Below are 24,508 nucleotides of genomic sequence, written 5' to 3' on the forward strand. Positions count from 1 at the left end.
CACAGCCTATTCGCCGGGTCCGCGCCCCGCGCCGGGCGACGCGTCGCCATCCGTGTCCTCGTCGTCGTCGTCATCGTCATCGTCCGAGCCGGTGTCGTCCGCCCGCAGGAGGTCGTCGAGGGCCGCGTCGAACGCCGCGTCGGTGCCTGCGGAGGTGAGCAGCGGTTCGGCCTCGATCACGAGATCCAGGGTCTGTCGGAGCAGGGCGCCCGTAGTCGGGGACTGCAGCAGGCGATGCTGGTCGAGGGGGCCGAGCGGAGCGATCCCGGCCAGCTGCCACGACGAGGTGAGGGGGTCTTCCGACAAGGGGATGCTCGCATCCCAGGTGCCGTCCGCGTACTCCGTCGACCGTGCGAGCACGCGGCGCACCGAACGCTCGACCTCGTCGCGAAGCGGTGCCAGTTCGTCTTTCCAGGCGAGTTCGGGCACCTCCTCGACGAGCGCACGCGGGTAGGGGTCGTCGTCCAGCCACTCGCGGACCCGGATGCGGCGATCCCCGTACGCGACGATCACGATGTCGTCGGCACCGGGGGCGACCCGGGCGATGCGCGCCATCGTGCCGAACGGGAATCGCTCGTCGCCCCCGCCGGCCTCGTGGCCGCGTTCGATGAGCGTCACCCCGAACGACGGCGTCTCGTCGTCGAGCAGGCGTCCGAGCATGACGCGATAGCGCTCTTCGAAGATGCGCAGGGTGAGGGGCATGGCGGGCAGCAGCACCGTACCGAGGGGGAACATGGCGACCGGCTCCATCGCCCCAGTCAACCACTCACCGCACGGCAGCGGGCGGGTACCGCCTAGGCTGCCGATATGCCTGGCTTTCCCGTCGTGACAGGCGACGCCTCGTGCCCGTGCGGCAGCGGTGAGACGTACGACGGATGCTGCGCCCCCGCCCTCCGCGGAACCCCACCGGCCACGGCGGAGGCGCTCATGCGCTCCCGGTACACCGCGTTCGTCGTGGGCGACGGCGCGTATCTGCGGGGAACCTGGCACCCGGGTACGCGTCCGGACGATGTCGATCCCGACCCGGCCCTCCGTTGGACCGGTCTTTCGATCCTCGGCACCCGCGAGGGGATGCCGGGAGACACCCGCGGCCGCGTCGAGTTCCGCGCCCGATACCGCGCCGGCCGTGAGCGCGGCGAGCTGCACGAGGACAGCCGCTTCGTCTGGCAGAGCGGACGCTGGTGGTATCTGGACGGCGTCATCGGCTGACGGCCCGCGCCGGCCTGTCAACCCGCGCGCCGACGGGGCGCGAGGTTTCTATGGTGGACGGGTACCCCCGTCACTCTCAGAAGGAGTCTCCATGTCCCGCATCCTCGTCTTCGGCGGTCACGGCAAGGTCGCTCTCCTGCTCGAGCCGCTGCTGGCCGAGCGTGGCGACGACGTCACCGCCGTCATCCGCAACGCCGATCACTCCGAGGAGGTCGCCGCGACCGGGGCCACCCCGAAGGTCGCGGACGTCGAGAAGCTCGATGTCGACGCGCTCGTCGAGCTGCTCGCGGGCTACGACGCGGTCGTCTGGTCGGCCGGCGCCGGCGGCGGCACCGCCGAACGCACCTACGCCGTCGACCGTGACGCCGCCATCCGGACGATGGATGCCGCTGTCCGCGCGGGCGTTCCGCGGTACGTGATGGTGTCGTGGATCGGGTCGTCCCCCGACCACGGCGTCGACCCCGACAACTCGTTCTACGCGTACGCCGACGCGAAGCTCGCCGCCGATGAGCACCTCCGCGCCACCGACCTGCAGTGGACCGTCCTCGGGCCGGGAACGCTCACTCTGGACGCCCCGACGGGCGCGATCACGACCTCGCCCGAGGGCAGCGGCGACGTGTCGCGCGCCGATGTCGCCGCGGTCATCGCCCAGGTGCTCGCCGACGACAGCACCGCCCGGCGCACCATCCGGTTCGGCGCCGGCGAGACCCCGATCGCAGACGCCCTCCGCGCCTGACACGGAATGCCCCGCGCCGGCCGCGCGTTGACGATCGCGTGAATGCACAACGCGTCGACGTGGTCGTGATCGGCGCGGGGCAGGCCGGTCTGTCTGCGGCCTACCATCTGCGGCGGCGAGGATTCGCGCCGGTCGGCCGCGCCCTCCCCGGAGAACGCACCTTCGTCGTGCTCGATGGCGACGACCGCCCCGGCGGCGCCTGGCAGCACCGGTGGAAATCGTTGCGGATGGCGACCGTGAACGGGATCCACGAGCTGCCCGGCTTCCCCGTTCCGCCGGCCGATCCGCGCGCGTCGAGCCGCGACGTGTTGCCGGCGTACTTCGCCGAGTACGAGGAGGAGTTCGCGCTCGACGTGCGGCGCCCCGTGCGCGTGCGTGCCGTACGTCGTGCCGCGGAGCCGGATGCGGGACTCATCGTCGAAACCGACCACGACGGGTACGCCGCGGGCCACGTCATCAACGCCACCGGCACATGGACTCGTCCGTACTGGCCGGCTTATCCGGGCCGTGACCGGTTCCGGGGGCGTCAGCTGCACGTCCACGACTACGTCTCGGCGGCCGAGTTCGCCGGGCAGACCGTCGTGATCGTCGGTGCCGGAATCTCCGCGGTCCAGCTGCTCGAGGAGATCTCGCACGTGGCGAGCACCTACTGGGTCACGCGCGACGAGCCGCAATGGGCGCGGGAGGACTTCGACATCCCGGCGCGGGTTGCGGCGATCGCGGGGGTCGAGGAACGCGTGCGGCAGGGACTCCCGCCGGGCAGCGTGGTCTCGGTCACCGGAATGCACCACACGACGTGGTCGCGCGCGGCCGAGGCGCGCGGGGTGCTGGTGCGCCACCCGATGTTCACGGCGATCGAGGAGAACGGCGTCCGGATGCCGGACGGATCGTTCGTGCGCGCCGACGTGATTCTCTGGGCGACCGGCTTCCGGGCCGCCATCGACCACCTCGCGCCGCTCCGGTTGCGGACGGCCGCGGGCGGCATCCGTGTCGAGAACTCGCGGGCGACCGACGAACCGCGCCTGTTCCTCATCGGCTACGGCCCCTCGCAATCGACGGTCGGTGCCAACCGGGCCGGCCGCGCGGCCGTGCAGCAGATCGTCGCGGATCTGGATGCCGCACCGGCCCCTGCGTTGCGCCATGTTTCGCGCACGTGACCTGATCGAAACAAGAAGGATCTACCGTCGCATCATGAGTATTCACGCGTCGCACACCCCGGATGAACTGATCGACCCGGAACGGGCGATCAGCGCTTCGCTGTCTGCAGACGAGTTCAAGGCGCTGTTCCGTGGGCACCCCGGCGGCGTCGCGGTCATCACCGCCGAAGGCCCGGACGGCCCTGTATCGCTGACCGCGACCTCGGTGTCGTCGGTGAGCGCCGAGCCGCCGCTCCTGATCTTCTCGATCTCCGCACTCTCGTCTGCCGCTCCCGCCATCCTCGCGGCGGAGACCGTCGTGGTGCATCTGCTCGACAGCGACGACATCGACGTCGCGAAGCTCGGCGCGACGAGCGGGATCGACCGGTTCGCCGACCACGACTCGTGGACCCGCCTCGTCACCGGCGAGCCCGTCTACAACGGCGTGCGCGCGTGGGTGCGTTGCAGCATCATCGAACGCATGAACGCCGGCGGATCGACCGTGATCGCCGCGCACGCGCTCCAGTCCAGCCTGAACCGCGACGTCGAACCGGGCGCGCACGGCAACGCGCTGGTCTACCACAACCGCACCTGGCACCGTCTCAGCGACGACTCGCGCGTGCACTGACCGTCCTCTCCGGCCGGTTCCGCCTCCCCCTGTCGTAGACTGGGGGAGGCGCCTAGCGCGCCACGGCTGTGGCAGCATCCGCGACGACGACTCGATGCCGCCCCCCGATCGCCACTTTCCGGCGCGGGCGCCGAGAGTGCAACTACCTGCTGATGGAGCAAGGCGGCACGCCGCTGAGTCCGCGCGGAGGTTGTGCCTTGGCACCCGAGCAATCCACTTTGATCCACCACACCGGGTGGGGATACTTTCCCATCGCGTTCATCGCCCGGCTGCCGTTCGCGATGATGGTCGTGGGTGTTCTGACACTCGTGACCAGTGCGAGCGGTTCTGTCGCGCTCGGCGGACTCGCCTCGGCTGCAGTCGGCATCGGTGTCGTGATCGCCGGTCCGGTCATCGGTGACGCCGTCGATCACCACGGCCAGCGCACGGTGCTCGTGCCGGTCGGTCTGATCAACGGTGTGCTTCTCGCGCTGTTCCCGCTCGTCGTGCTGTCGGGGATGCCCGATGCGATGGTGCTGATCGTGGCGGGACTGATCGGGGTGACCGCGCCTCAGGCCGCCGCGATGAGTCGCAGCCGTGTGATCGCGATCATCCGTGACCGGCTGCATCCGGATACCCGCGGCCGCACATTCACGCGCGCCATGTCGTACGAGTCCGCCGCGGATGAGACGGCGTTCGTGATCGGCCCGTTCCTCGTCGGCATCTTCGCGTCGTTCATCGCCCCCTGGGCGCCGATCGCGATCGCCGCGGCCCTGAGTTTCGTCTTCGTCACGGCGTTCGCACTTCACCCGACCGGCGTGCTCGCGACATCGAGCGAATCCGAGACCGCGCCCCGTGCACCGTTCTCGGCCGTCCTGAGCCCGCGCGTGCTGGTGCTGGTGGGAGGCACGTTCGCCGTCGGACTGTTCTTCGGCTCGACGCTCACTTCTCTCACGGCCTTCATGGAATCCCGCGGCGCGGGCGCGGATGCGGGGCTGCTGTACGGCCTGATGGGCATCGGTTCCGCGGCCCTCGCGTTGGCCGTCGCGGTGCTGCCGGCACGTTTCGCATTGCGCTGGCGTTGGCTCGTCTTCGCCACGGTGATGGCGGTGTCGGCGTCGGCGTACGCAGCGACGGATGCGGTGTCCGGCCTCGTCGTCACGCTTCTCGTGATGGGGCTCGGCGTGGGCCCGGCGCTCGTGACGATCTTCAGCTTGGCGGGGGAGCGGAGCCCGGCGGGGCGCTCGGCCACCACGATGACGTTGCTCGCGTCGTCGTTGACGCTCGCTCAGGCCCTGTCGTCAGCCCTGGCGGGGTCGATCGCGGAGACCGTGTCGATTCCGCTCGCCCTCGCGCTTCCCGCCCTCGCGGCGCTGCTCGTGCTGGTGTTCGGGGTGCTGAATGTCGCCGTTGAGCGTCACGATGCCCGCGTCCACTACAGCGTGACGTACGCCTCGATCGTGGCGCCCGCGGGCAGCGGCTCGTAGAAACTCAGTTCGAACGTCTGCTCGGCCCCGGCGGGAAGCTCGTCGACGTAGGTGCCATCGGCCGAGATCAGGGTGCCCTCCGCGTCGCGCGTGAGGACGATGACCTGCGCGTAGAGCTGATCTCGCGGGGTGCCATTGACGACCCGGCCCGTGACGGCGGGGATCCCGTACTCGTCGGTCTGCTGCACGTCTTCGACGGTGACGATTCCCGCCTCATCGGGTCCGAGGATCCGCGCGTCGTCCTTGTCGGGTAGCTGCAGTCGGACGTCGGTGATCGTCGCGTCGCCGGCGTCGAGGAATGATCCCACGATCGCCGTGGGGCCGGGCTGGATCGTCAGGTACTGCTCATGCGTGTCCACGACGGTGCCGCTCGCGTCGAGCCCCTCGACCAGGATGATGCTGTCTTCGAAGATCGCGTCGGGGTTGGGGTTGTCGAGCACGACGCCGTAGTTCCAGATCCCTTCGGCGAGGTTCGTGGGAGTCACGACGACCTCGCCCGCCACCAGATCGAGCCCCGCGCCGTATTCGATCGGTCCGTCGGGAACGAACTCCCCATCGTTCGGGAAACCGTCGGTGTAGGGCGCGTCATAGGGGCGGGGTGCGAATCCGAACGGGTCGGAGACCGTGAACGCGGAACCGATGGCCACAGCGAAGATCACGCCGATGACAGCGAGCGCGCTGGCGCCCGCGGAGGTCGCGATCGCGGCGATACCGAATCCCTTGCCGCCGTGGCTGCGGCCGATGACGGCGATGAGCCCGCAGATGAAGCCGGCGAGGAGGGCGGGCACGGCGAGCACTGCCACGAGCGGGAGCGCGAGGGCGCCCACCCCCGCGAGGCAGAAGGCGACGATCGCCAGGGAGGCGGGGCGGGGGTCGCGTCCGCGCGGTTGCACGGATGACGGAGCGTACGTCGCGCTCGGAGACGGGATCAGCACGGGGGCCGCGCCGGGATACGGCTGCGTGTAGCGCTGTCCGGGACGAATCGTCGGCGGCGACGGCTCTGCTGCCTGCGGTGGGACGGATTCGTCGCTCATGCCGGGGCTCCTCGCCGCAGGGATCGGATGCGGGTGCTCCGAGCCTAGAACTCCGGCCGTGCCCGCGCGTGTGCGCTGTGGAGAATACGCTCGAGGGATGCAGATCTTCCTCGCCGTGCTCCTGCTCGTGAACGCGATCTACAACGTGGTCGTGTGGCCGCGATTCTTCCAGCGGGTCGCGAAAGATGCGCGTGCGCGTGACGCCGCCGGCAAGCGGACGGCGTTCTTCCGCGTGCACGCGGTGCTGATCGGCATCGCTCTGCTGCTCGCTGTCGTCTCTGCGGTCGCCGGCGTCTGGGCGCTCGTCACGGTCTGACGACCTACGATTGGCCGGTGTCCGTCGCCAAGATCCTGCTGTTCTATCGCTTCGTCCCGATCGCCGATCCGGAGGCCGTGCGGTTGTGGCAGCGGGATCTCTGCGAGCTGCTCGGGCTCCGTGGCCGCATCCTCATTTCTCGCGATGGCATCAACGGGACGGTGGGCGGTGAGCTCGACGCGGTGAAGACCTACCGCCGGAAGACGCTCCAGTACGCTCCGTTCGCGGACATGGACGTGAAGTGGTCGGAAGGCTCGGGACTCGACGACCAGGGCATGAGCCTCGACTTCCCCCGACTGTCGGTCAAGGTGCGTGACGAGATCGTCAGTTTCGGCGCTCCGGACGAGTTGACGGTCGACGCGGACGGTGTGCGCGGCGGGGGGACTCCGCTTTCTCCGGCCGAGGTCAATGCTCTCGTTGCTCGGCGGGGAGATGATGTCGTCTTCTTCGACGGGCGGAACGCCTTCGAGGCGGAGATCGGCCGGTTTCGCAATGCCGTGGTTCCGGATGTGGCCACCACTCGCGACTTCGTGGCCGAGCTCGAATCTGGGCGTTACGACCACCTGAAGAACACCCCGGTCGTCACGTACTGCACCGGCGGCGTGCGGTGCGAAGTGCTGTCGAGCCTGATGGTCGCGAGAGGGTTCCACGAGGTGTACCAGCTCGACGGCGGCATCGTGCGATACGGCGAGGCGTTCGGCAACGACGGACTGTGGGACGGATCGCTGTACGTCTTCGACGGCCGAGGCGCCGTCACGTTCGGGCCCGACGCGGAAGTCCTGGGCACGTGCGCCGGATGCGGCGCTCCCGGAGACCGCATCGGCGACTGCACGGATTCCGCTTGCCGCGTTCGGGTGGTGCTCTGCCGAGACTGCCTCGCCGGTGCCGCCGTTCCGTGCCCGGACCACGCCGCGACCGTTCCCGGGTGACGCGATAGCCGCTCCCGGGTGACCTCATGACCCGCCTGCCCGTCAGAAGGGTGGTGGGTCGTTGTCGGGTGTGAACCGCGCGGTCCCTCCGTGTCTTGTGGGTGGGGTCGTGGTGTGGGTGTGGCCGAGGGGCGTGGTCCAGTGGAGGGTTCCGCCGGGGTGTTGGGTGACGGTCCAGGGGGCGCTGTGTTTGAGGGTGTGGTGGCGTCGGCAGAGGTGGGCGAGGTTGTCGGTGCGGGTGGGGCCGCCGTGGGCGTGGGGGATGGTGTGATCGATGTCGCAGTGGATGGCGGGGGTGCGGCATCCGGGGAATCGACAGTGTTGGTCTCGGGCTTGGAGGTGTCGGGTTGTGGCGGCGGTAGGGGTGTACCGGTCGGTGGTGAGCACGGTGCCGGTGATGGGGTGGGTGAGGACCCGGTCGAATCCGGTGCTGTTTCCGAGGAGTCGGCGGGCGGTGTCGGGGTCGATGGGTGAGCGTCCGGTGAGTTCGGCGGGGTCCTCGGATACGCCGGCGGCGGTGAGGACGGGGACCACGACCTGGATGGTCGCGCGGATCGCGCCGAGTTCTCCGGGCTGATCCCCGGTCACCGTCGGATCCGCGCCGGGAGTGCTGGTGAGGAGCATGTCGGCGACGAGGTCGGCGCGGATGTGGTCGAGGGTCCGGTCATCGGACGCGATCACCTCCTGCCGCTCGCGCTCACGTGCGCTCGCGACATCGACGCCCACCGCAGCGCCATCCTCATCCGCGACGTGGCGGCGTGTTCGGTCGCGGACGTTCTTGATCAGGCGGCCTTGTTGGGTGAGGCGGTCGTGGATCGCGTGCGCGAGGAGGGCGGGGAGGATGACGACGAGTTCCGCCATTCCGTCCTCGAGTGGTACGACGCGAACGCCACGGCTTTCTCGGGCGTCCTGGTGGCGCTCCGTCAGGGGTCGGGGGTGAAGTTTCTCCGCCAGCATCCCGAGCAGGTGTTTCGCGCCGGCCGGGGTTTCTGCTTCGCAGACGGGGACGGCGGCCTGGTCGAATAGCTCCCGGTCCTCGCCTGCGAGGGAGAGCCCGGCGTCGACGACGGCGCGCACGTGCCCCTGGGTGATCCGGCCCGCCTCCCACGCTGTCACCGTCTCCGGGAACCCGGAAACGAGCGTGTCAGCATCGCTCATCCGGCGTTGCACGGTGCGATCAGACAGGCGGGTCGCGCAGGCGATCTCCGCCGCCACCGACCGCATCGCCATCTCGCGCTCCCGCACCGCGTTCGATCGGCTCACTCGCTCCGCGTACGCACCGGCTCGCGCGAAAGCCCGCACGGCTGCCGCCTGTGCCGTCGCCAACGCGCGCTCCGCGGCGACCACACTGGCCACCACCGCGGCCCGTTCGGCATCCTCACCGCCAGGAATGCTCACCTCGACATTCGAACGCATGTTCTAATCGTAGTGGACACCTCCGACATCCACACCCCCGATCACCCCCACAATCCACATCCGTGGACAACATCCCCGCACCCGCCCCTGCGGAGGACAAGTCGCCCGACCGCGACCTGAAAGAATGGACCAATGCCTCCCGCACCCGATCAGCAGCTCGATTCCTACACGCTCGCGACCGACGGCGCATGCAAGGGCAACCCGGGGCCGGCCGGGTGGGCGTGGGTCGGCGAGGACGGTCAGTGGGCGGCGGGCTCGATTCCCGAGGGCACGAACAACATCGGCGAACTGCTCGGCCTCCTGTACGCGATCCGCGATCACCCGCACGTCACGAACCTCACGGTGCAGGCCGATTCGAAGTACGCGATCGACACCTACAGCTCATGGATGGACGGCCACGCGCGCCGGGGCTGGCTGACGAGCGCGAAGAAGCCGACCGCGAACCGCGAGATCCTCGAACAGCTCATGGAGGCCCGTGAGGAGCGCCGTGCGGCGGGACTTCCGCCGGTCATCCTCGAGCACGTCCGCGGGCACAGCGGGCATCGGCTGAACAGCTGGGCGGATGAGCGGGCCGTCCGGGCGTCGCAGCACGCGGCGAAGGGCGAGGAGCTCATCTGGACCTCCCACCGCGGGCTCGACCCGCTCGACGTGTCCGTCGACCCGCCGCGTTCCGCCGGCGACCGTCCGCGCCGCTAGGCCGACACAGGCTCCCGACGCACGCCCCGCGACGCCTGAGACCTCACGGACGATCGATCAGGGCGCGAGCCGCGGCACCACGCGCACCATGATGATCATTGCGACCAGCTCGACGAGCGTCTGGGTGACCACGACGAGAGGTGCGAGCGAAAGGTCGGGGGGCAGCGCGAGAGCGAGCGGCAGGACGACGAGCGAGTTGCGGGTGACGCCGCTGAAGATCAGGGCGCGGGCGGCGCCCGCATCCGCTCGCACCACGCGAGCCGCAGCCCAGCCGAGCGCGATCATCACGACGACGAACGCGGCGTAGAGCGGCAGGAGACCCCAGAGCTCGCTCAGTCTGGCGCCGACGGCCCGCACCTGAGAGGCGACCACGACGCCGAGGGTCAGCATCATGAGCGGCACCATGAGCGAGGGCAGCCCGCTTTCGGCCCGCCGCGCCGCCGGGATGCGCGCGGCGAGCAGCTGCACGAGGATCGCCAGCCCGAGCGGGAGCGCGATCAGCACGAGGAACGCGCGGATGAACGGGGCTGCGTCGATCGTGGCGAGAGCATCCGCTCCCGCGAATGCCCACAGGTATCCGGGCAGAAGGAGGAGTTGAGCGACCATCAGGAGCGGAGCGGCGGCGAGCAGCCGGTCGCTTGCCCCACCGGCGATCCGGGTGAACACGATCACGTAGTCGACGCACGGTGTCAGAAGAACGAGAAGCACACCGATCAGCATTGCTTGGTCGCCGGCGACGAAACGGGACAGCCCGTAGACGACGCACGGGACGACGACGAAGTTCAGGAGTCCGAGGGTGAGCAGAAACCGACGGTCGCCGAGAGCGTCACGGATGCGGCGGAACGGCACGGTCAGGAACGTGACGAAGAGCAGGGCGCCGAGCGCGGGCTCGATGGCGACCTCGAGCGCCGCGCTCGCGGGAATAGTGATCCCGACGCCCGCGCCCAGGGCGATCGCGAGGAGATACAGCGCGACCTGGTGACGCTCCGCGACGTCGGAGTACGCGCCTCTCCGGTCTGCCACGCCCTCGACACTATCCGGACCCGCGGGCGTTCTTCCTCGCGCGCTGCGTAGGCTGGATGCATGCTCGCCACCGTCATCCACGCCGCCCGTGACATCCGCGTCGAAGAGGTTCCCGACCCGCAGCTCTCCACCGGACGCGACGCCATCGTGCGCGTCGTCGCCGCGTGTGTCTGCGGTTCCGACCTCTGGCCGTACCGGGGCGTCACCGCGACGGACCGACCGCACCGCATCGGTCACGAGTTCGTCGGGATCGTCGAGAGCGTGGGGGACGACGTGCAGAACGTCGCGCCCGGCGATTTCGTCATCGCCCCGTTCTACGTGTGCGACGGAACGTGCGCGAACTGCCGCAACGGTGTCAGCACCTCGTGCCTCAGCGGCGGATGGTGGGGCGGCGACGTGCACGACGACGGTTTCGCCGACGGCGGCCAGGGCCAGTTCGTTCGTGTTCCGCTCGCCGACGGCACCCTCGCAGTGGTTCCGGGGCCGATCGGCGACGAGGAGATCCCCGGCCTGCTGACTCTGAGCGATGTCATGGGTACCGGGCACCACGCGGCGCTGTCGTCGGGTGTGCAGCCCGGTGACAGCGTCGCCGTCGTGGGGGACGGCGCGGTGGGGCTCTGCGCCATCATCGCCGCCAAGCGGTTGGGTGCGACGACGATCATCGCGATGTCCCGGCATCCGGAACGTCAGGCGCTCGCCCGCGAGTTCGGCGCGACGCACATCGTCGCGGAGCGTGGTGACGAGGGTGTCGAGAGGGTGCGCGAGCTCACCGACGGCATCGGTGCCGACCGCGTGCTCGAGTGCGTCGGCACGAAGGAGTCGATGGATCAGGCGCTCCGTTCGGCGCGTCCGGGCGGGATGGTCGGATACGTGGGCGTGCCGAACGGCGGCCCCGAACTTCCGATCGGTCGGATGTTCGGGTCGAACGTCGGCGTCAACGGTGGCGTCGCGCCGGTGCGCGGCTACATCGAGGAACTTCTGCCGGACGTCCGTTCCGGCGCCATCCGTCCGGGTCTGGTCTTCGACCTGGAGCTTCCGCTGACGGAGGCGGCCGAGGCGTACGCCGCGATGGACGAGCGTCGGGCGACGAAGGTCCTGCTCCGTCCCTAGAGCGCGAGCCTCAGGGTGTGACGGACTCTGACGGCGCGTCGTCGATCGGTGGCGCGGGCAGGGGCGCTGGTGCTTGCTCGGACGGGAGTCCTTCGTCGTCGCCCGGCTCTTCGCCCGGGATCGGCGGGGTCGGCGTCGTGCTCGGACCGGGGGTGGGGGTCGATGTCGGCGGCTTCGGCGTCGGCGTCGGATCGGGTGTGGGAGTAGGTGCGACCGGCTGCTCGGGAGCCGGGGCGGGCACTGGCGCCGGGGCGGGCACCGGGTCGGAGCTGACGAACGGCTTCCACGGTTCGCTCACGGAGCGTCGGAATGTCGTCGGAGGTGCGGTGGGGTCGACTTCGCGCACCTGCAGCGGCGGCTCAACGCCGATCGCCGCTTCCATCTCGTCGGGGGAGTCGGCCTCGGTGACACTCAGGATCTCGGCTGCTTGGGCCGTGCGGCCGCTCGCGGACTCGTCGGACACGTTCAGCGCGATCGAGGTGACGGCGGTCACGGCGAGGGCGCCCGCGCATGCGGCAGCGACGATGACAACGCGGGTGTGTGCGCGCACGTAGCTCCTCTCGCCGCACCGAGAATCACGGGAAGTCACTCGGTGGAAAGTGTCGGGGTGGCTTCCATATTCACGTGCTCCACAGCGCGAGTCAATGCGAGCGCGCCGGGATTATGTCCGGAGAGCACGTTAAACCCCAGTTCATGAGCACGATCTGAAAAACCAGGGCGGATGCGGGATCCGACGGTGGTCCGGCCGTGTCAGGAACTCCGCGACTTCAGCGGGTACCGACGCCGCAGGACGAGGCGCTGCACGAGCGTCCAGACCACCGTCACGGCCAGGTACAGGCCCGCGGCCAGGGGAACGAAGACGGCGACCACCGCGGAGGCGAAGGAGAGGAACCCGAGTGCGTGGAGCGCGAACGACGGGGTGACGTCGCTCGTCACGACCGGTCGGAAGGCGCGACGGGTCACCTCGCCGGCCGCGATGATCATCAGGAGCACGGTGCCGAAGACGGCGATGCTCGCCGGATCGAGCGCCCCCGCGGAGACGATCCCCGCGAGGCTGCTGCCGAGAGGAACGCCCGCGAGAGTCTCCGACAGCAGCGCGTTGTCGCGCCCCGCCAGGACCGGATGCAGAAACACCGCGTAGAGAATGCCGACGATGGGCGCTTGCACGAGCAACGGCAGGCACCCCGCCAGCGGGGACGCGTGCTCGTCGCGATAGACCTGCATCGTCTCGCGCTGCATGCGCTCGGGATCGGTGCGATATCGCTGCTGGATGAGGCGTAGACGCGGCGCGAGCCGCGCGCGGGTCTGCTCCGCTTTCGCTTGCGAGACTCCGGCGGGGATGAGGAGGGCGCGCACGATCAGCGTGGTCAGAATGACCGCCGCGGCCGCAGCCGAGGCGCCGGTGAAGGGTTCGAGAACAGAGGAAAGGGCGAGAAGCGCGCGGTAGGCGAGGTCGAGGAGGGCGGTCACGGGCGGGAAGGCGAAGATGTCCACGGAAGGATCCGTTCTGCGAGGTCGATCGGGAAGGTGATCGGCCGCGACGGAACGCCGCATCCTCGCCGGTCGGGGGCGAGGGAGAGAAGGAGCGTTGCGCGGCGGCGTCTAGAGGACGAGGGCCGCGTGGCCCGGTGCTCGCGGGCGCGGGTGCCCGGACGCATCCGGATCGCTCTGCGTGAGCGGAGAGGACACATCGATGCTGCGACGAGGGGTCGCGGAGGGATCCGTTCCCGCTGCCACACCGGCGAAGGCGGTAGCCGCCACGACGATAAGGGCGGCGGCGATCACGAGCACGACGGCGGCGAGCGCGGATCCGTCGGACAGGACCGCACCGCTCGTCAGCCAGACGAGCGAGAGGATGGCGTGCAGTGCGTCGGTGAATGCGGGCACAGCGCTCCTCCTTCGCTCCTCGGTGTGTGCGATCACGGTAGCACTCGATGATCGGCGTCAAGCCGGGGCCACGTGGGGGTGGCCCTCCGTACGCTGGGGTCATGGCAGACCAGCACACCTCCGTTCCCACCGTGGCGCTCAACTCGGGCCACGCCATCCCGCAGCTCGGCTACGGCGTCTTCAAAGTCGACCCGGCGAAGACCGAGAAGTACGTCACCGAGGCCCTCGAGGTCGGCTACCGGCACATCGACACGGCAGCGATCTACGGCAACGAAGAGGGTGTCGGCCGCGCGATCGCGTCCAGCGGAATCCCGCGCGACGAGCTCTTCATCACCACGAAGCTCTGGAACGATCGCCAGGCGGGCGACGAACCCCGCGCCGCGATCCAGGAGAGCCTCGAGAAGCTCCAGCTCGAGTTCGTCGACCTGTACCTGGTGCACTGGCCCGCCCCGGCCAACGGCAACTACGTGAACGCCTGGACGACGCTCGTGTCGCTGAACGAGGCCGGGCTCGCGCGGTCGATCGGTGTGTCGAACCACTTGGTCGAGCACCTCGCACAGCTCGAGGCCGCCACGGGCACGCTGCCCGCGGTGAACCAGCTCGAGATCCACCCCGCCTACCAGCAGCGCGAGGTCGTCGAGTGGTGCACGTCTCGCGGTGTCCACATCGAAGCGTGGGGTCCGCTCGGCCAGGGCAAGTACGACCTGTTCGGCACCCCGGCTGTCGCCGACGCCGCCGCGGCGCACGAGCGCACGCCCGCCCAGGTGGTGCTGCGCTGGCACCTGCAGAAGGGCTTCATCGTCTTCCCGAAGACCGTGAATCGCGAGCGGATGGCGGAGAACTTCGCGCTGTTCGACTTCGCGCTCTCCGATGCTGAGGTCGAAGCGATCACGGCACTCGATCCGCAGGATGGCTCGGGCCGCGTGGGCGCGCACCCGTCCGAACTGAACTGATCCCGGCATCCGGAACGAGAGGCGCTGCGCGTGAAAGCGGCCCTGATCCTCGCGACTCAGCAGTTCGAGGATCACCCGGCCTTCCACGATCCCGACATCGACGAGTTCTTCGTCGTCGAGTCCGCGCAGCGCTTCTCCCGGTTGCCGTACCACCGGCACAAGATCGTGCTGCTGCTCGCGGCGCTTCGGCACACGGTCGACAGGCTCCGCGCGGACGGGCGCACCGTGCGTGTCGTCGCTCTCGAGGACGACCTTTCGTTCGCTCGCGGAGTCGAAGAACTGGCGACCCGGCACGGCGCCGACGGTCTGGCGTGGATGAGCGCGACCGATCGGGGAGTCGACGAACGGATCCACGCGTTGTGCACCCGGCTCGGCCTTCGCAGTCGGGTGTATCCGGATGCGCTGTTTCTCACTCCGGCAGAGGCATCCGACGAGTGGTTCGCCGCGCATCCGACGCCCGTCATGGAGACGTTCGTGCGGTGGCAGCGTCATCGCACGGGGATTCTCATGGACGGCGAGAAGCCCGTCGGCGGGCGGTGGAACTTCGACGCCGATAATCGGCATCCGCTTCCGAAGCGCGGGGTGACGGTGCCGGCGCTTCCTTTTCCGTCGCCCGATCCGATCACCGCCGGTGTGATCGCCGAGGTGAACGAGCGGTTCTCCGATCATCCCGGTGATGCGGCGCAGTTCTGGCTCCCGGTGACCCCGGATGCGGCGCGCCAGTGGCTCAACACGTTCATCGCCGAACGGTTCCGCGATTTCGGGCGCTACGAAGACGCGATGTCGCGCGACCAGCCGTTCCTGTTCCACTCGGTGATCTCGCCGATGCTGAACATCGGGCTGCTGACGGTCGACGAGGTGATCACGGCCGCGACGACCGCGGGCGACGACGTGCCGCTGGCGTCGGTCGAAGGCTTCGTTCGCCAGATCATCGGATGGCGGGAGTACATGCGCGGCATGTACCGGGCGCATCCGGAACTCGACGGTGCGAACGCGTTGGGACTGAGCCGGCCGCTCGAGGACTGGTGGTACACGGGGAAGGGAATCCCGGTGGACGTGCCGGTGCCTGTCCGGTCGGTGCTCGAGAGTGTGCATCGCTGGGGGTATGCGCACCACATCGAACGGCTGATGGTGCTGGGTAACTGGTTCCTCCTGCGGGGGTACGCCCCCGCCGAGGTGAACCGCTGGTTCTTGGCGCTGTTCGTCGATGCCTACGACTGGGTGATGGTGCCGAACGTGTTCGGGATGAGTCAGTACGCCGATGGCGGGCTGGTCGGCACGAAACCGTATATCTCCGGCGGGGCATATCTGCAGAAGATGGGGTCGTGGTGGTCGTCGGCACAGCAGGCGAAGGAGTCCGCGTTCACGGGCGCGTACTGGCGGTTCCTCGATCAGCACGAAGACGCGCTGGCGGGCAATCCCCGCATGTCGCTGCCCCTCGCGCAGATGCGGTCGCGGCGCGCGGCGAGCGAGTCCGCAGGCGGGTAGTCGCAGGGCCTCCCACGGCGTCCGGAGTGTGATTAGCGTGGAGGGATGAGTGACACCCGTGCGGAGATCCGAGAGTTCCTGAGTTCTCGACGGGCGCGCATCTCGCCCGAGCAGGCCGGGCTGCCCGCATACGGCGGCAACCGGCGCGTGAGCGGACTCCGGCGCGAAGAGGTGGCGATGCTCACGGGCGTCTCGGTCGACTACTACGTGCGGCTGGAGCGGGGCAATCTCGCGGGAGCCTCCGAGAGCGTGCTGGACGCGCTGGCGCGAACCCTGAGCCTTGACGAGGCGGAGCGGCAGTACCTGTTCGACCTCGCTCGGAACGCCGGACCGGCGCCGCGGCGTCGACCGCCGGTGACGAGCGATGTGCGGCCGGCGATCCGACAGGTGCTCGATGCGATGGCCGATGCTCCCGCCTGGGTGCGCAACGGCCGGCACGACATCCTCGCCGCGAACAGCATGGGTCGTGCGCTCTACGCGCCGGTCTTCGACGACCCGCGGCGCCCGGTCAACACGACCCGGTTCACGTACCTGAATCCCGCCGCACGCGAGTTCTGGCGCGACTACGACCAGATCGCCGACGACGCGGCGGCGATGCTCCGGTTGGAGGCAGGACGCAACCCGCACGATGAGGGGCTCATCCGCCTGGTGGGGGAGTTGTCGACGCAGAGCGAACTCTTCCGCCAGCGGTGGGCGTCACGGGACGTGAAGTACCACCGCAGCGGGATCAAACGGCTCCACCACCCGGTGGTCGGCGACCTCGACCTGAACTACGAGTCGATGGAGCTTCCCAGCGAGCCGGGGCTGGTCATGAACGTCTACACCGCGGCGCCCGGCTCGCCCACGGCGGATGCGTTGATGCTGTTGGCGTCGTGGGTCGCCGATCAGAACCGGCGGGCCGCCCCCGATCACCAGAAGGTCACCCCCGAGGCGTGACCTCTCCCGGCACGCCTGCACCCGCACGGTCGCGCAGGACGGCCCGTGCGATGCGGTCACCTGACACGAGCGCGCCCTGGATGGACGCGGTGTCGCGGTTGTCTCCGGCCAGATAGACACCGTCGCGGATGCGGGCGGGTCGGGTCGGCCGCAGCGGCGCCGTCTGCGCGGGCAGCGCGTGCGGGATGTCATCGCGGCGGATGAGGTGCCAGCCCGCCACCGATCCGCCCCAGATCTCGCCGAGATGGCGGCGCACCTCCGTCTCCACCGGCCCGCCGCCGGTCGAGGGCAGCAGACATGTCGCCTGCACGAGGTGCCGGCCGGGAGGTGCATAGGAGGGCGCGGCGTTCGACATCACCGCGGTGTTCACGACCGGGCCGCGGCGGCGTCCGTCGACCCGCAACATGCCGGATTCGGTCGGCGGCACCTCCGCTTCGAACCACCACGTCTGCAGACCGCGGGTCTGAGCGGACGGCACACCGACGAGCGCCGGCACCGCCTCCGAGCCGACCGCGATGATGACCGTCTGCGCTCTGAGGGTGTCGGCACCGGCCACGGCGACCTCCGTGCCGCGGGCGCCCGACCGGAGCCCGGTGACGCGGTGACGGAGTCGGATCGAGGCCCCCATCAGTCGGGCCATGCTCGCGAGCTGCGCGGGGACCGCCTGGATGCCGTGCTCGGGAACTCCCGGGCGACCCAGCGCGAACATGCGGATGAGCAGCCGGACGAACGCGTCGGATGTTTCGAGCGTGTCGTCCGCGACGACGCCGGCGAGGAACGGCTCGAGCACCTCGGCGCGAAGTGCGCCGTGCACGCCCGCGCGACGCCATCCGGTCGCGAGTGACGCGTCGGCGCCGGTGAGCGCGGTGCGCGGCCTCACGATGGTCGGCCCCGCCCACCGCGCGAGAGCCGAGAGTTCGCGCGTCGATAGCAGCCCGCTGCGGAGGGTTGCGGGCAGAAGTCGGGGGTGATGGAGCGGATGCGCGAGGGTCGCGACCCCGCGGTCGCGCCGCACCTGCACGCCCACCGGGAACTGCTGCAGTCCGAGGGCACGCACATCGACCCACCGCCCGACGGCCGGGTAGGCGGGATTGAGCAGCTGGAAGCCGCGGTCGAGGAGGAAGCCGTCGACCGCATCCGTGCGCTGCCGACCGCCGACCGCCTCCGCCGCCTCGAGCACGACGACGTCGAGTTCCGCCTGCGCCAGCACGCTCGCGCAGCGCAGCCCCGCCAGGCCCGCGCCGACGATGATCACCTCGTGTGCGTCCACGGGGCGAGCCTAGGCCTGCGGGCGGTGCGCGTGGCGGGGTGGTGCGGCGCCCGCGCGCGTCGGTAGCCTGACCGCGTGACCCACCGGTTGACGGCAGACGAGGCTCGGCGGATCGCCGTGCGAGCGCAGTTGCTCGATGCCGATCGCCCCGGCGACGTCGTGGAGGTGGCCGAGCAACTCGGCTACATCAAGATCGATCCCACCGCCACGATCGCGCCCGCGGAGCACACCGTGCTCTGGTCGCGGATCGGATGGTCGTACGAACCGGGCCAGCTGTCGAAGGCGGTGGAGCAGGACCGGCTGCTGTTCGAGTTCGACGGTGCCTTTCGGCCGATGAGTCTGCTGCCGCTCATGCTGCCCGGCATGCGCCGGTGGCCGCAACGCGAGAGCAGCCGCCAGTGGCTCGAGGCGAACGCCGCGTTCCGCGACGACGTGCTGGCGCGCCTTCGCGACGGCGGCCCGCTCTTCGCCCGCGAGATTCCCGACACCGCGGTCGCGCGGCGCGGCACCGACGGATGGTCGGGGCCGAATCAGGTTCCGCACATGCTCGACTTCCTGAGCCGCCAGGGCAAGGTGGCGATCGTCGGCCGCGACGGGCGTCACCGGCGGTGGGATCTCGCCGAGCGGGTCTACCCGCAGAACTTGCCCGACTACGCGTTCGATGACGCCGAACGGATGCGGGAGGAGCGCCGACTCCAGGCCGTCGGCATCGCTAAGGAGAAGTCGCCGTGGACGCCGGTCGGGGCGGCGGGGGAACCCGCGACGATCGAGGGCAGCGCCCGGAAGTACCGCGTCGATCCGGAGGCGCTGGCCGCCCTGAACGACGACCGCGGCGGTCGGGTGGCTTTCCTCAACCCCTACGACAGCCTGCTGTTCGACCGCCCGCGCCTGCGCGAACTCTTCGCGTTCGACTACGTGCTCGAGCAGTTCAAGCCGAAGCCCCAACGCCGGTACGGCTTCTTCGCGCATCCGATTCTGATGGGCGACCGATTCGTGGGGATGCTGGATGCCGAAGTGGACCGTACCCGGGAGGAGTTGCGGCTCGGCGCCATCTACGAGTTCGTGCCGTTCGATCCGGAAGAGACCGAGATGGTGCGGGCCGAACTCGCGGAACTCGGCGAATGGCTCGGGATGCCGGTCACCGGACTGGACTGACGCCATCTGGCCCCGCTCCGTTAGCGTGGCGGTATGACCGAGCACACGAATGCCCAGCACAAGACTCAGGCCGAACGCGCGCAGGCGCTGTCGGCCCTGCATGCCGCCCCCGAGATCCTCCGCGTCGTCAACGTCTGGGACGTCGTGTCGGCCAAGGCCATCCTCGACCTTCCGGAGACCCGAGCCCTCGCCACCGCCGGGCACTCCATCGCCGCGACCTTCGGCTACGCCGACGGCACCATCCCGCTCGAGACGACACTTGACCTCGTCAGCCGCATCGTCGCGGTCGCGGGCGACGTGCCCGTCTCCGCCGACCTCGACGACGGCTACGCCGATGCGGGGGAGACCGTGCGTCGCGCGATCGGCGTCGGAATCGTCGGAGCCAACGTCGAAGACCGGCTCCGCCCTCTCGCCGAGGCCGCGGCCCGCGTGGAGGCGATCGTCGCCGCAGGTCACGCCGAGGGCGTGCCGTTCGCGCTGAACGCGCGCACCGACGCGTTCGTGCGTGGCGGTGACCGCCCGGTCGAGGAGTCGATCGCGGACGCGATCGAGCGTGGTCGCGCGTATCTATCGGCCGGCGCCGACGTGATCTTCGTCCCCGGCGTGCTGAACGCCGACGTCACCCGTCAGCTCGTCGAGGGCATCGGCGAGCGCAAGGTCAGCGTGATCGGACTGCCGGGCGCGTTGGCTGCCGCCGAGTACGAGGCGCTCGGCGTCGCCCGCATCTCGTACGGACCGACCACCCAGCGGGTCGCGCTGACCGCACTGCAGGACGTCGCGAAGAGCCTCTACGCCGACGGCGTTATCCCCGCCGGTACCCGCGCGCTGAACTGATCCGCACCCGCACCGGTACGTGAGGCCGGAGCACGAAGAAGACGACGGATGCGGCGCCGAGGCCGCATCCGTCGTCTCTGTCTCGGGGTTACGCCGACGCGGTCGCGCTGCGCTTCGGAAGCACCCAACCGGGACGCACGAAGTGGCAGGTGTACCCGTTCGGGATGCGCTGCAGGTAGTCCTGGTGCTCGGGCTCGGCCTGCCAGAACGGGCCCGCGGGCTCGATCGTGGTGACGGCCTTGCCGGGCCACAGCCCCGACGCGTCGACGTCGGCGATCGTGTCGCGGGCGACCTGCTCCTGCTCGGGAGAGAGCGGGAAGATGGCCGACCGGTAGCTGGTGCCGATGTCGTTGCCCTGACGGTTCAGGGTCGACGGGTCGTGGATCTGGAAGAAGAACGCCAGGATGTCGCGGTAGGTGGTCTTCGAGGGGTCGAACACGATCTCCACGGCCTCCGCATGACCGGGGTGGTTGCGGTAGGTCGCGTGCTCGTTGGTTCCGCCGGTGTACCCGACGCGCGTGGAGATCACGCCCGTCTGGTGGCGGATGAGCTCCTCGGCGCCCCAGAAACAGCCGCCCGCCAGGACGGCGGTCTCGGTGCCGGGGCTGCGGGTGATGGATCCGGTGTCGGTGGTCATGCGACGTCCTCCTGCGTGGTGGTGAAGAGTGTGCGGTAAGAACCGTAGCCCTGCTCCTCGAGCTGGGCGACGGGGATGAAGCGGAGTGCGGCGGAGTTCATGCAGTAGCGCATGCCACCGGCTTCGCGCGGGCCGTCATCGAACAGGTGCCCGAGATGGCTGTCGGCGCCGGCCGAGCGCACCTCGGTGCGCTTCATCCACAGCGTACGGTCTGTCTTCTCAGTCACGGCGTCGGAGTCGATCGGCCGGGTGAAGCTGGGCCACCCCGATCCGCTCTCGAACTTGTCGGCCGACGAGAACAGGGGCTGACCCGACACGACATCGACGTAGATGCCGTCCTCGTGGTTGTCCCAGTAGCGATTGCGGAAGGGCGGCTCGGTGCTGTCCTCCTGGGTCACGCGGTACTCGTTCGGGGTCAGGCGGCTGAGCGCCTCGGGAGTCTTGCGGTAGTCGTTGCTCACGGTGTCCTCCTTGTTCGCCACCGCTGGCTGCGGCGTCTTAGGGGTCAACGGCCGCGGCTCTGGATTTGGTCCCGCGAACCTGGGAGCGGGCTTTGAGTTGTGTCGGCTCTGCGGTGGGCGCAATCCCGGGCCCACCGCCAGGCATCGTGCATACGATGACGGGACCGACCACAGGAGGAAACGTGCCGCGCACAATCGTCATCACCGGAGCAAGCGACGGAATCGGCGGCGCATCCGCACGCCAATTGCAGGATGCGGGCGAGACGGTCGTCATCGTCGGCCGGAACCCGGAGAAGACGGATGCGGTGGCCCGACGCCTCGGCGCGGATTCGTTCATCGCCGACTACAGCGACCTCGCGCAGGTGCGGGACCTGGCGGCGGCGCTGCTCGAGACGTATCCGCGGATCGATGTGCTGGCCAACAACGCCGGCGGCATCTTCGGCGACCGCGTCACGACCGTCGACGGGTACGAGTTCACCTTCCAGGTCAACCACCTGGGCGGCTTCCTCCTCACGAACCTCCTGATGGACCGCCTCATCGAGAGTCAGGCGTCGGTCATCCAGACCTCGAGCCTCGCGGCGCAGCGCTTCTCGCGATTCGACATCGACGACCTGCAGGCGGAGAAGAAGTACTCCGCGAGCACGGCCTACGGCAACGGCAAGCTCGCCAACATCCTGTTCACGAAAGAACTGCACCGGCGCTTCCACGAGAACGGTGTCCACGCGGTCGCGTTCCATCCCGGGGCGGTCGCGAGCGGGTTCGCGGGAGCATCGAGCGGACCATGGAAGTTCATGTACACGAACCCGCTGACGGCGCGCCTACTCACCTCGACCGAGGTCGGTGGCGCGAGGCTCACGTTCCTCGCACTCGGCAAGCCGAGGGTCGACTGGGAGCCGGGTCAGTACTACGCGAACAACCGGCTCGCGAAGACGACCCGTGTCGCCGACGACCCCGGGGTGGCGAAGATGCTCTGGGAGCGGAGCGCGGAGATGGTCTCGCTCTGAGCGCACCGGGGTCGGCGTAGCCTGATCCCATGCCGTCAGATGCCGCCCTCCGGACCGCGCGGGAGCAGCTCGTCGACCTGGCCCGCGGCGACGGTCTCGCGGGTGCGGCGCATGCGCTGATCGATCTACCGACCGTGCCGGATCCGCGCCCGGCGGCGATCCTCATCCTGTTCGGCGTGCTCGATGGTCGGCCGAGCACCGCGGAGACCCAGGCGTCCGCGGTCTCTCGCGATCTCGACGTGCTGCTTCTTTCTCGCGCAACGACCCTGCGCGCGCATCCCGGACAGGTCGCCTTTCCCGGCGGTCGCCTCGATCCGGAGGATCTCGGTCCCGTGGATGCGGCGCTGCGCGAGGCGCGCGAGGAGACCGGGCTCGATCCCCGAGGCGTCGATGTGCTCGGCGTTCTCCCCGATGTTCCGCTCGCCTTCTCCGGCCACGTGGTGACGCCGGTGCTCGGCTGGTGGCGCCATCCGACGCCGGTCGGGGTCGTCGACACCGCCGAGTCCTCGGATGTCTTCCGGGCACCCGTGGCCGATCTGCTCGACCCCGCGAATCGCGGCGTGACCGTCCTCCGTCGTGACGGGCGAGAGTTCCGCGGGCCGGGATTCCGGGTGGCGCACACCACCGGTGAGCACCTCGTGTGGGGGTTCACGGCGATGCTGCTCGACGCGCTGTTCGATCGACTCGGGTGGACCGAGCCGTGGGATCAGGCGCGCGAACTGCCGCTCGTGCTCTGAGGCTTTTCGCCATCCCGGTGACGACGTCGGAGGGGGAGGCTAGGGTCGCGACATGGCGAGATCTACATCCGATACCGAGTCCGTCGCGGCCGTCCACCAGGGCATCGTGCCGTCGTACCTCCTCGACCGTCTGGCGCAGTCGACGCGTTTTCCGCGCGCAGCGGATGCGGCGCGCCAGACGCTCACGATCGGACGACCGCCGCGTCGCGCGCGCATCGAGCTGTCGATCGACGCGTCCGGCAACCTCGTCGCGGAGGTGAGTGCCGCCCCGGACCGCACGATCAGCGACGCACAGAACACGGAGACGTTGCCGGGCGTACGCGTGCGGACGGAAGACGAGCCGCCGGTCGATGACGTGGCCGTGAACGAGGCGTACGACGGACTCGGAGCGACGTTCGAGCTGCTGCTCTCGGCCTTCGGGCGCACCTCGATCGACGGTGCGGGCGCGGCACTCGAGGCGACCGTGCACTTCGGCGTCGATTACGACAACGCGTTCTGGGACGGCGAGCGGATGGTGTTCGGCGACGGTGACGGGGAGGTCTTCCTCGGCTTCACCGGCTCGGTCTCGATCATCGGCCACGAGCTCGGGCACGGCGTCATCCAGCACACGGCGGGGCTCGAATACCAGGGTCAGTCGGGGGCCCTCAACGAGTCCATCGCCGACGTGTTCGGTGCGTTGACCGAGCAGTATCAGCGGGGCGACACGGCGGAGGATGCCACCTGGCTCATCGGCGGCGGGATCTTCGGCCCGGCCGTCGAGGGCCGTGCGCTGCGGTCGATGATCGAGCCCGGAACGGCGTACGACGACGACCAGCTCGGTCGCGATCCGCAGCCCGCTCACATGCGGGATTATGTGGAGACGGCGGAAGACAACGGCGGCGTGCACCTGAACTCGGGCATTCCCAATCGCGCGTTCGCCCTTGCTGCGATCGCTCTCGGCGGGCCGGCCTGGGAACGCGCCGGGCTCGTCTGGTATCGGGCGCTGACCGGTGGGCTGGGTCCGACCGCGACGTTCGCCGAGTTCGCCGAGGCAACGATCGCCGCGGCGACGGCGCAGTACGGTGAGGACTCGGAGGTTTCCGCGGCGGTGCGGACCGCGTGGACGACGGTGGGAGTGACGGTCGATGAGCGAGGCGGAGCAGGCGACTGATCGCCCGATCACCGTCGCCGTCGTGCGGTCCGGCGGCATCGCCGGCATCCGTCGCACGTGGCAGATCGAACCGCCCGCTGACGTCGCATCTCGGTGGGTCGCGCTGATCGAGCGCTGCCCGTGGGACGATCCGGCGCCGGCTCGGCGGGGCGCCGATCTCTACACGTGGTCCATCCGCGCACGGGTCGCCGGCCGCGAGTGCGCGCGGGAGATTCCGGATGCGGAGCTCTCGGGGCCGTGGCGTGTGCTGGTCGATGCGGTCCAGACGGCAGCGAAGGCCTGAGTCGGCATTGACTG

General features: G+C 69.7%; 28 protein-coding genes. 18 read left to right on the top strand and 10 right to left on the bottom strand.

Annotated elements, in window-relative coordinates:
- Positions 1–6: 6 nt before the first annotated feature.
- Complete coding sequence (locus LQ938_RS06545) at positions 7–750, bottom strand: LON peptidase substrate-binding domain-containing protein (protein ID WP_308116156.1); 744 nt, start codon at positions 748–750, stop codon at positions 7–9.
- Positions 751–807: 57 nt separating this feature from the next.
- Between LQ938_RS06545 and LQ938_RS06550 the strand changes: the two genes are divergently transcribed.
- The 5 genes from LQ938_RS06550 to LQ938_RS06570 all read left to right on the top strand — a co-directional run bounded on the left by LQ938_RS06550 (position 808) and on the right by LQ938_RS06570 (position 5,175).
- Positions 808–1,209, top strand: a complete 402-nt coding sequence (locus LQ938_RS06550) for a YchJ family protein (RefSeq protein WP_223721415.1) — start codon at positions 808–810, stop codon at positions 1,207–1,209.
- A 91-nt stretch (positions 1,210–1,300) separates the two neighbouring features.
- Positions 1,301–1,945, top strand: a complete 645-nt coding sequence (locus tag LQ938_RS06555) for an SDR family oxidoreductase (protein ID WP_223721414.1) — start codon at positions 1,301–1,303, stop codon at positions 1,943–1,945.
- 38 nt (positions 1,946–1,983) lie between these two features.
- Positions 1,984–3,102 (top strand): NAD(P)-binding domain-containing protein, encoded by a 1,119-nt coding sequence (locus LQ938_RS06560; RefSeq protein WP_223721413.1) that lies wholly within the window; start codon positions 1,984–1,986, stop codon positions 3,100–3,102.
- A gap of 34 nt (positions 3,103–3,136) precedes the next feature.
- Positions 3,137–3,709 carry a flavin reductase family protein gene (locus tag LQ938_RS06565; RefSeq protein ID WP_223721412.1) on the top strand — a complete coding sequence of 191 codons (573 nt, stop codon included), beginning with the start codon at positions 3,137–3,139 and terminating at the stop codon, positions 3,707–3,709.
- Between the two features lie 218 nt (positions 3,710–3,927).
- Positions 3,928–5,175 (top strand): MFS transporter, encoded by a 1,248-nt coding sequence (locus LQ938_RS06570; RefSeq protein ID WP_223721411.1) that lies wholly within the window; start codon positions 3,928–3,930, stop codon positions 5,173–5,175.
- On the opposite strand, the gene LQ938_RS06575 is transcribed toward LQ938_RS06570, so the two are convergent.
- Positions 5,124–6,209 carry a hypothetical protein gene (locus tag LQ938_RS06575; protein ID WP_223721410.1) on the bottom strand — a complete coding sequence of 362 codons (1,086 nt, stop codon included), beginning with the start codon at positions 6,207–6,209 and terminating at the stop codon, positions 5,124–5,126. The genes LQ938_RS06570 and LQ938_RS06575 overlap by 52 nt on opposite strands.
- A 97-nt stretch (positions 6,210–6,306) precedes the next feature.
- Here LQ938_RS06575 and LQ938_RS06580 point away from each other — a divergent pair, with 97 nt between their 5' ends.
- Complete coding sequence (locus tag LQ938_RS06580) at positions 6,307–6,525, top strand: SCO4848 family membrane protein (protein WP_223721409.1); 219 nt, start codon at positions 6,307–6,309, stop codon at positions 6,523–6,525.
- Positions 6,526–6,542: 17 nt separating this feature from the next.
- Entirely contained in the window at positions 6,543–7,454 is a 912-nt protein-coding gene (gene trhO / locus LQ938_RS06585) for an oxygen-dependent tRNA uridine(34) hydroxylase TrhO (RefSeq protein WP_223721408.1), read from the top strand.
- A gap of 42 nt (positions 7,455–7,496) precedes the next feature.
- Here the strand turns inward: trhO and LQ938_RS06590 are convergent, their stop codons facing one another.
- Entirely contained in the window at positions 7,497–8,870 is a 1,374-nt protein-coding gene (locus tag LQ938_RS06590; RefSeq protein WP_223721407.1) for an HNH endonuclease signature motif containing protein, read from the bottom strand.
- Positions 8,871–9,002: 132 nt separating this feature from the next.
- On the opposite strand from LQ938_RS06590, the gene LQ938_RS06595 reads away from it, so the two are divergent.
- Entirely contained in the window at positions 9,003–9,566 is a 564-nt protein-coding gene (locus LQ938_RS06595) for a ribonuclease H family protein (protein WP_223721406.1), read from the top strand.
- Positions 9,567–9,623: 57 nt separating this feature from the next.
- Here LQ938_RS06595 and LQ938_RS06600 read toward each other — a convergent pair whose 3' ends face one another.
- Positions 9,624–10,589, bottom strand: a complete 966-nt coding sequence (locus LQ938_RS06600; RefSeq protein WP_223721405.1) for an arsenic resistance protein — start codon at positions 10,587–10,589, stop codon at positions 9,624–9,626.
- 60 nt (positions 10,590–10,649) lie between these two features.
- Here LQ938_RS06600 and LQ938_RS06605 point away from each other — a divergent pair, with 60 nt between their 5' ends.
- Positions 10,650–11,699, top strand: a complete 1,050-nt coding sequence (locus tag LQ938_RS06605) for a zinc-dependent alcohol dehydrogenase family protein (RefSeq protein ID WP_223721404.1) — start codon at positions 10,650–10,652, stop codon at positions 11,697–11,699.
- A gap of 10 nt (positions 11,700–11,709) precedes the next feature.
- Here the strand turns inward: LQ938_RS06605 and LQ938_RS06610 are convergent, their stop codons facing one another.
- The 3 genes from LQ938_RS06610 to LQ938_RS06620 form a co-directional block, all read right to left on the bottom strand.
- Positions 11,710–12,249: a hypothetical protein gene (locus tag LQ938_RS06610; RefSeq protein ID WP_223721403.1), complete on the bottom strand. Its 540-nt coding sequence runs from the start codon at positions 12,247–12,249 to the stop codon at positions 11,710–11,712.
- A gap of 200 nt (positions 12,250–12,449) precedes the next feature.
- Positions 12,450–13,193, bottom strand: coding sequence for a YidC/Oxa1 family membrane protein insertase (locus tag LQ938_RS06615; protein ID WP_223721402.1), 744 nt, complete (start codon positions 13,191–13,193; stop codon positions 12,450–12,452).
- A 108-nt stretch (positions 13,194–13,301) separates the two neighbouring features.
- Positions 13,302–13,586: a DUF6412 domain-containing protein gene (locus tag LQ938_RS06620; protein ID WP_223721401.1), complete on the bottom strand. Its 285-nt coding sequence runs from the start codon at positions 13,584–13,586 to the stop codon at positions 13,302–13,304.
- A 101-nt stretch (positions 13,587–13,687) separates the two neighbouring features.
- Here LQ938_RS06620 and LQ938_RS06625 point away from each other — a divergent pair, with 101 nt between their 5' ends.
- Genes LQ938_RS06625 through LQ938_RS06635 form a run of 3 tightly spaced genes read left to right on the top strand, consistent with a single transcriptional unit; the run spans position 13,688 to position 16,963 of the window.
- Entirely contained in the window at positions 13,688–14,539 is an 852-nt protein-coding gene (locus LQ938_RS06625; RefSeq protein WP_223721400.1) for an aldo/keto reductase, read from the top strand.
- Positions 14,540–14,569: 30 nt separating this feature from the next.
- The gene (locus tag LQ938_RS06630; RefSeq protein WP_223721399.1) at positions 14,570–16,027 is read left to right on the top strand and encodes a cryptochrome/photolyase family protein; all 1,458 of its coding nucleotides are present in this window, start codon (positions 14,570–14,572) and stop codon (positions 16,025–16,027) included.
- A gap of 45 nt (positions 16,028–16,072) precedes the next feature.
- Complete coding sequence (locus tag LQ938_RS06635) at positions 16,073–16,963, top strand: helix-turn-helix transcriptional regulator (protein ID WP_223721398.1); 891 nt, start codon at positions 16,073–16,075, stop codon at positions 16,961–16,963.
- On the opposite strand, the gene LQ938_RS06640 is transcribed toward LQ938_RS06635, so the two are convergent.
- Entirely contained in the window at positions 16,947–18,233 is a 1,287-nt protein-coding gene (locus tag LQ938_RS06640) for an NAD(P)/FAD-dependent oxidoreductase (protein WP_223721397.1), read from the bottom strand. The two genes, LQ938_RS06635 and LQ938_RS06640, sit on opposite strands and share 17 nt — an antisense overlap.
- 75 nt (positions 18,234–18,308) lie before the next feature.
- Here LQ938_RS06640 and LQ938_RS06645 point away from each other — a divergent pair, with 75 nt between their 5' ends.
- Both LQ938_RS06645 and LQ938_RS06650 read left to right on the top strand, forming a co-directional pair.
- Positions 18,309–19,388 (top strand): DNA glycosylase AlkZ-like family protein, encoded by a 1,080-nt coding sequence (locus LQ938_RS06645; RefSeq protein ID WP_223721396.1) that lies wholly within the window; start codon positions 18,309–18,311, stop codon positions 19,386–19,388.
- Between the two features lie 33 nt (positions 19,389–19,421).
- Positions 19,422–20,222 carry an isocitrate lyase/PEP mutase family protein gene (locus tag LQ938_RS06650; RefSeq protein WP_223721395.1) on the top strand — a complete coding sequence of 267 codons (801 nt, stop codon included), beginning with the start codon at positions 19,422–19,424 and terminating at the stop codon, positions 20,220–20,222.
- A gap of 88 nt (positions 20,223–20,310) precedes the next feature.
- On the opposite strand, the gene msrA is transcribed toward LQ938_RS06650, so the two are convergent.
- Positions 20,311–20,859, bottom strand: coding sequence for a peptide-methionine (S)-S-oxide reductase MsrA (msrA, locus tag LQ938_RS06655; RefSeq protein WP_223721394.1), 549 nt, complete (start codon positions 20,857–20,859; stop codon positions 20,311–20,313).
- Positions 20,856–21,320: a peptide-methionine (R)-S-oxide reductase MsrB gene (msrB, locus tag LQ938_RS06660; RefSeq protein ID WP_223721393.1), complete on the bottom strand. Its 465-nt coding sequence runs from the start codon at positions 21,318–21,320 to the stop codon at positions 20,856–20,858. The genes msrA and msrB overlap by 4 nt, the downstream gene beginning before the upstream one ends.
- Positions 21,321–21,502: 182 nt before the next feature.
- On the opposite strand from msrB, the gene LQ938_RS06665 reads away from it, so the two are divergent.
- Genes LQ938_RS06665 through LQ938_RS06680 form a run of 4 tightly spaced genes read left to right on the top strand, consistent with a single transcriptional unit; the run spans position 21,503 to position 24,494 of the window.
- Complete coding sequence (locus tag LQ938_RS06665) at positions 21,503–22,324, top strand: SDR family NAD(P)-dependent oxidoreductase (RefSeq protein WP_223721392.1); 822 nt, start codon at positions 21,503–21,505, stop codon at positions 22,322–22,324.
- 29 nt (positions 22,325–22,353) lie between these two features.
- A complete protein-coding gene (locus tag LQ938_RS06670; RefSeq protein ID WP_223721391.1) occupies positions 22,354–23,061 on the top strand; it encodes an NUDIX hydrolase in 708 nt (235 codons plus the stop codon).
- A 52-nt stretch (positions 23,062–23,113) separates the two neighbouring features.
- Entirely contained in the window at positions 23,114–24,211 is a 1,098-nt protein-coding gene (locus LQ938_RS06675; RefSeq protein ID WP_223721390.1) for a M4 family metallopeptidase, read from the top strand.
- The gene (locus LQ938_RS06680; protein ID WP_223721389.1) at positions 24,186–24,494 is read left to right on the top strand and encodes a protealysin inhibitor emfourin; all 309 of its coding nucleotides are present in this window, start codon (positions 24,186–24,188) and stop codon (positions 24,492–24,494) included. Before LQ938_RS06675 ends, LQ938_RS06680 begins: the two co-directional genes overlap by 26 nt.
- Positions 24,495–24,508 lie beyond the last annotated feature (14 nt).

Origin of the sequence: Microbacterium sp. cx-55, from assembly GCF_021117345.1 — a bacterium.
Taxonomy (GTDB): Bacteria; Actinomycetota; Actinomycetes; order Actinomycetales; family Microbacteriaceae; genus Microbacterium.

Bases quoted from the DNA above. Each gene is read 5' to 3' on its own strand.
- LQ938_RS06545 (WP_308116156.1), bottom strand. From the start codon at position 750: ATGGAGCCGGTCGCCATGTTCCCCCTCGGTACGGTGCTGCTGCCCGCC.
- LQ938_RS06550 (WP_223721415.1), top strand. From the start codon at position 808: ATGCCTGGCTTTCCCGTCGTGACAGGCGACGCCTCGTGCCCGTGCGGC.
- LQ938_RS06555 (WP_223721414.1), top strand. From the start codon at position 1,301: ATGTCCCGCATCCTCGTCTTCGGCGGTCACGGCAAGGTCGCTCTCCTG.
- LQ938_RS06565 (WP_223721412.1), top strand. From the start codon at position 3,137: ATGAGTATTCACGCGTCGCACACCCCGGATGAACTGATCGACCCGGAA.
- LQ938_RS06575 (WP_223721410.1), bottom strand. From the start codon at position 6,209: ATGAGCGACGAATCCGTCCCACCGCAGGCAGCAGAGCCGTCGCCGCCG.
- LQ938_RS06580 (WP_223721409.1), top strand. From the start codon at position 6,307: ATGCAGATCTTCCTCGCCGTGCTCCTGCTCGTGAACGCGATCTACAAC.
- LQ938_RS06590 (WP_223721407.1), bottom strand. From the start codon at position 8,870: ATGCGTTCGAATGTCGAGGTGAGCATTCCTGGCGGTGAGGATGCCGAA.
- LQ938_RS06595 (WP_223721406.1), top strand. From the start codon at position 9,003: ATGCCTCCCGCACCCGATCAGCAGCTCGATTCCTACACGCTCGCGACC.
- LQ938_RS06605 (WP_223721404.1), top strand. From the start codon at position 10,650: ATGCTCGCCACCGTCATCCACGCCGCCCGTGACATCCGCGTCGAAGAG.
- LQ938_RS06625 (WP_223721400.1), top strand. From the start codon at position 13,688: ATGGCAGACCAGCACACCTCCGTTCCCACCGTGGCGCTCAACTCGGGC.
- LQ938_RS06635 (WP_223721398.1), top strand. From the start codon at position 16,073: ATGAGTGACACCCGTGCGGAGATCCGAGAGTTCCTGAGTTCTCGACGG.
- LQ938_RS06650 (WP_223721395.1), top strand. From the start codon at position 19,422: ATGACCGAGCACACGAATGCCCAGCACAAGACTCAGGCCGAACGCGCG.
- msrA (WP_223721394.1), bottom strand. From the start codon at position 20,859: ATGACCACCGACACCGGATCCATCACCCGCAGCCCCGGCACCGAGACC.
- LQ938_RS06670 (WP_223721391.1), top strand. From the start codon at position 22,354: ATGCCGTCAGATGCCGCCCTCCGGACCGCGCGGGAGCAGCTCGTCGAC.
- LQ938_RS06675 (WP_223721390.1), top strand. From the start codon at position 23,114: ATGGCGAGATCTACATCCGATACCGAGTCCGTCGCGGCCGTCCACCAG.
- LQ938_RS06680 (WP_223721389.1), top strand. From the start codon at position 24,186: ATGAGCGAGGCGGAGCAGGCGACTGATCGCCCGATCACCGTCGCCGTC.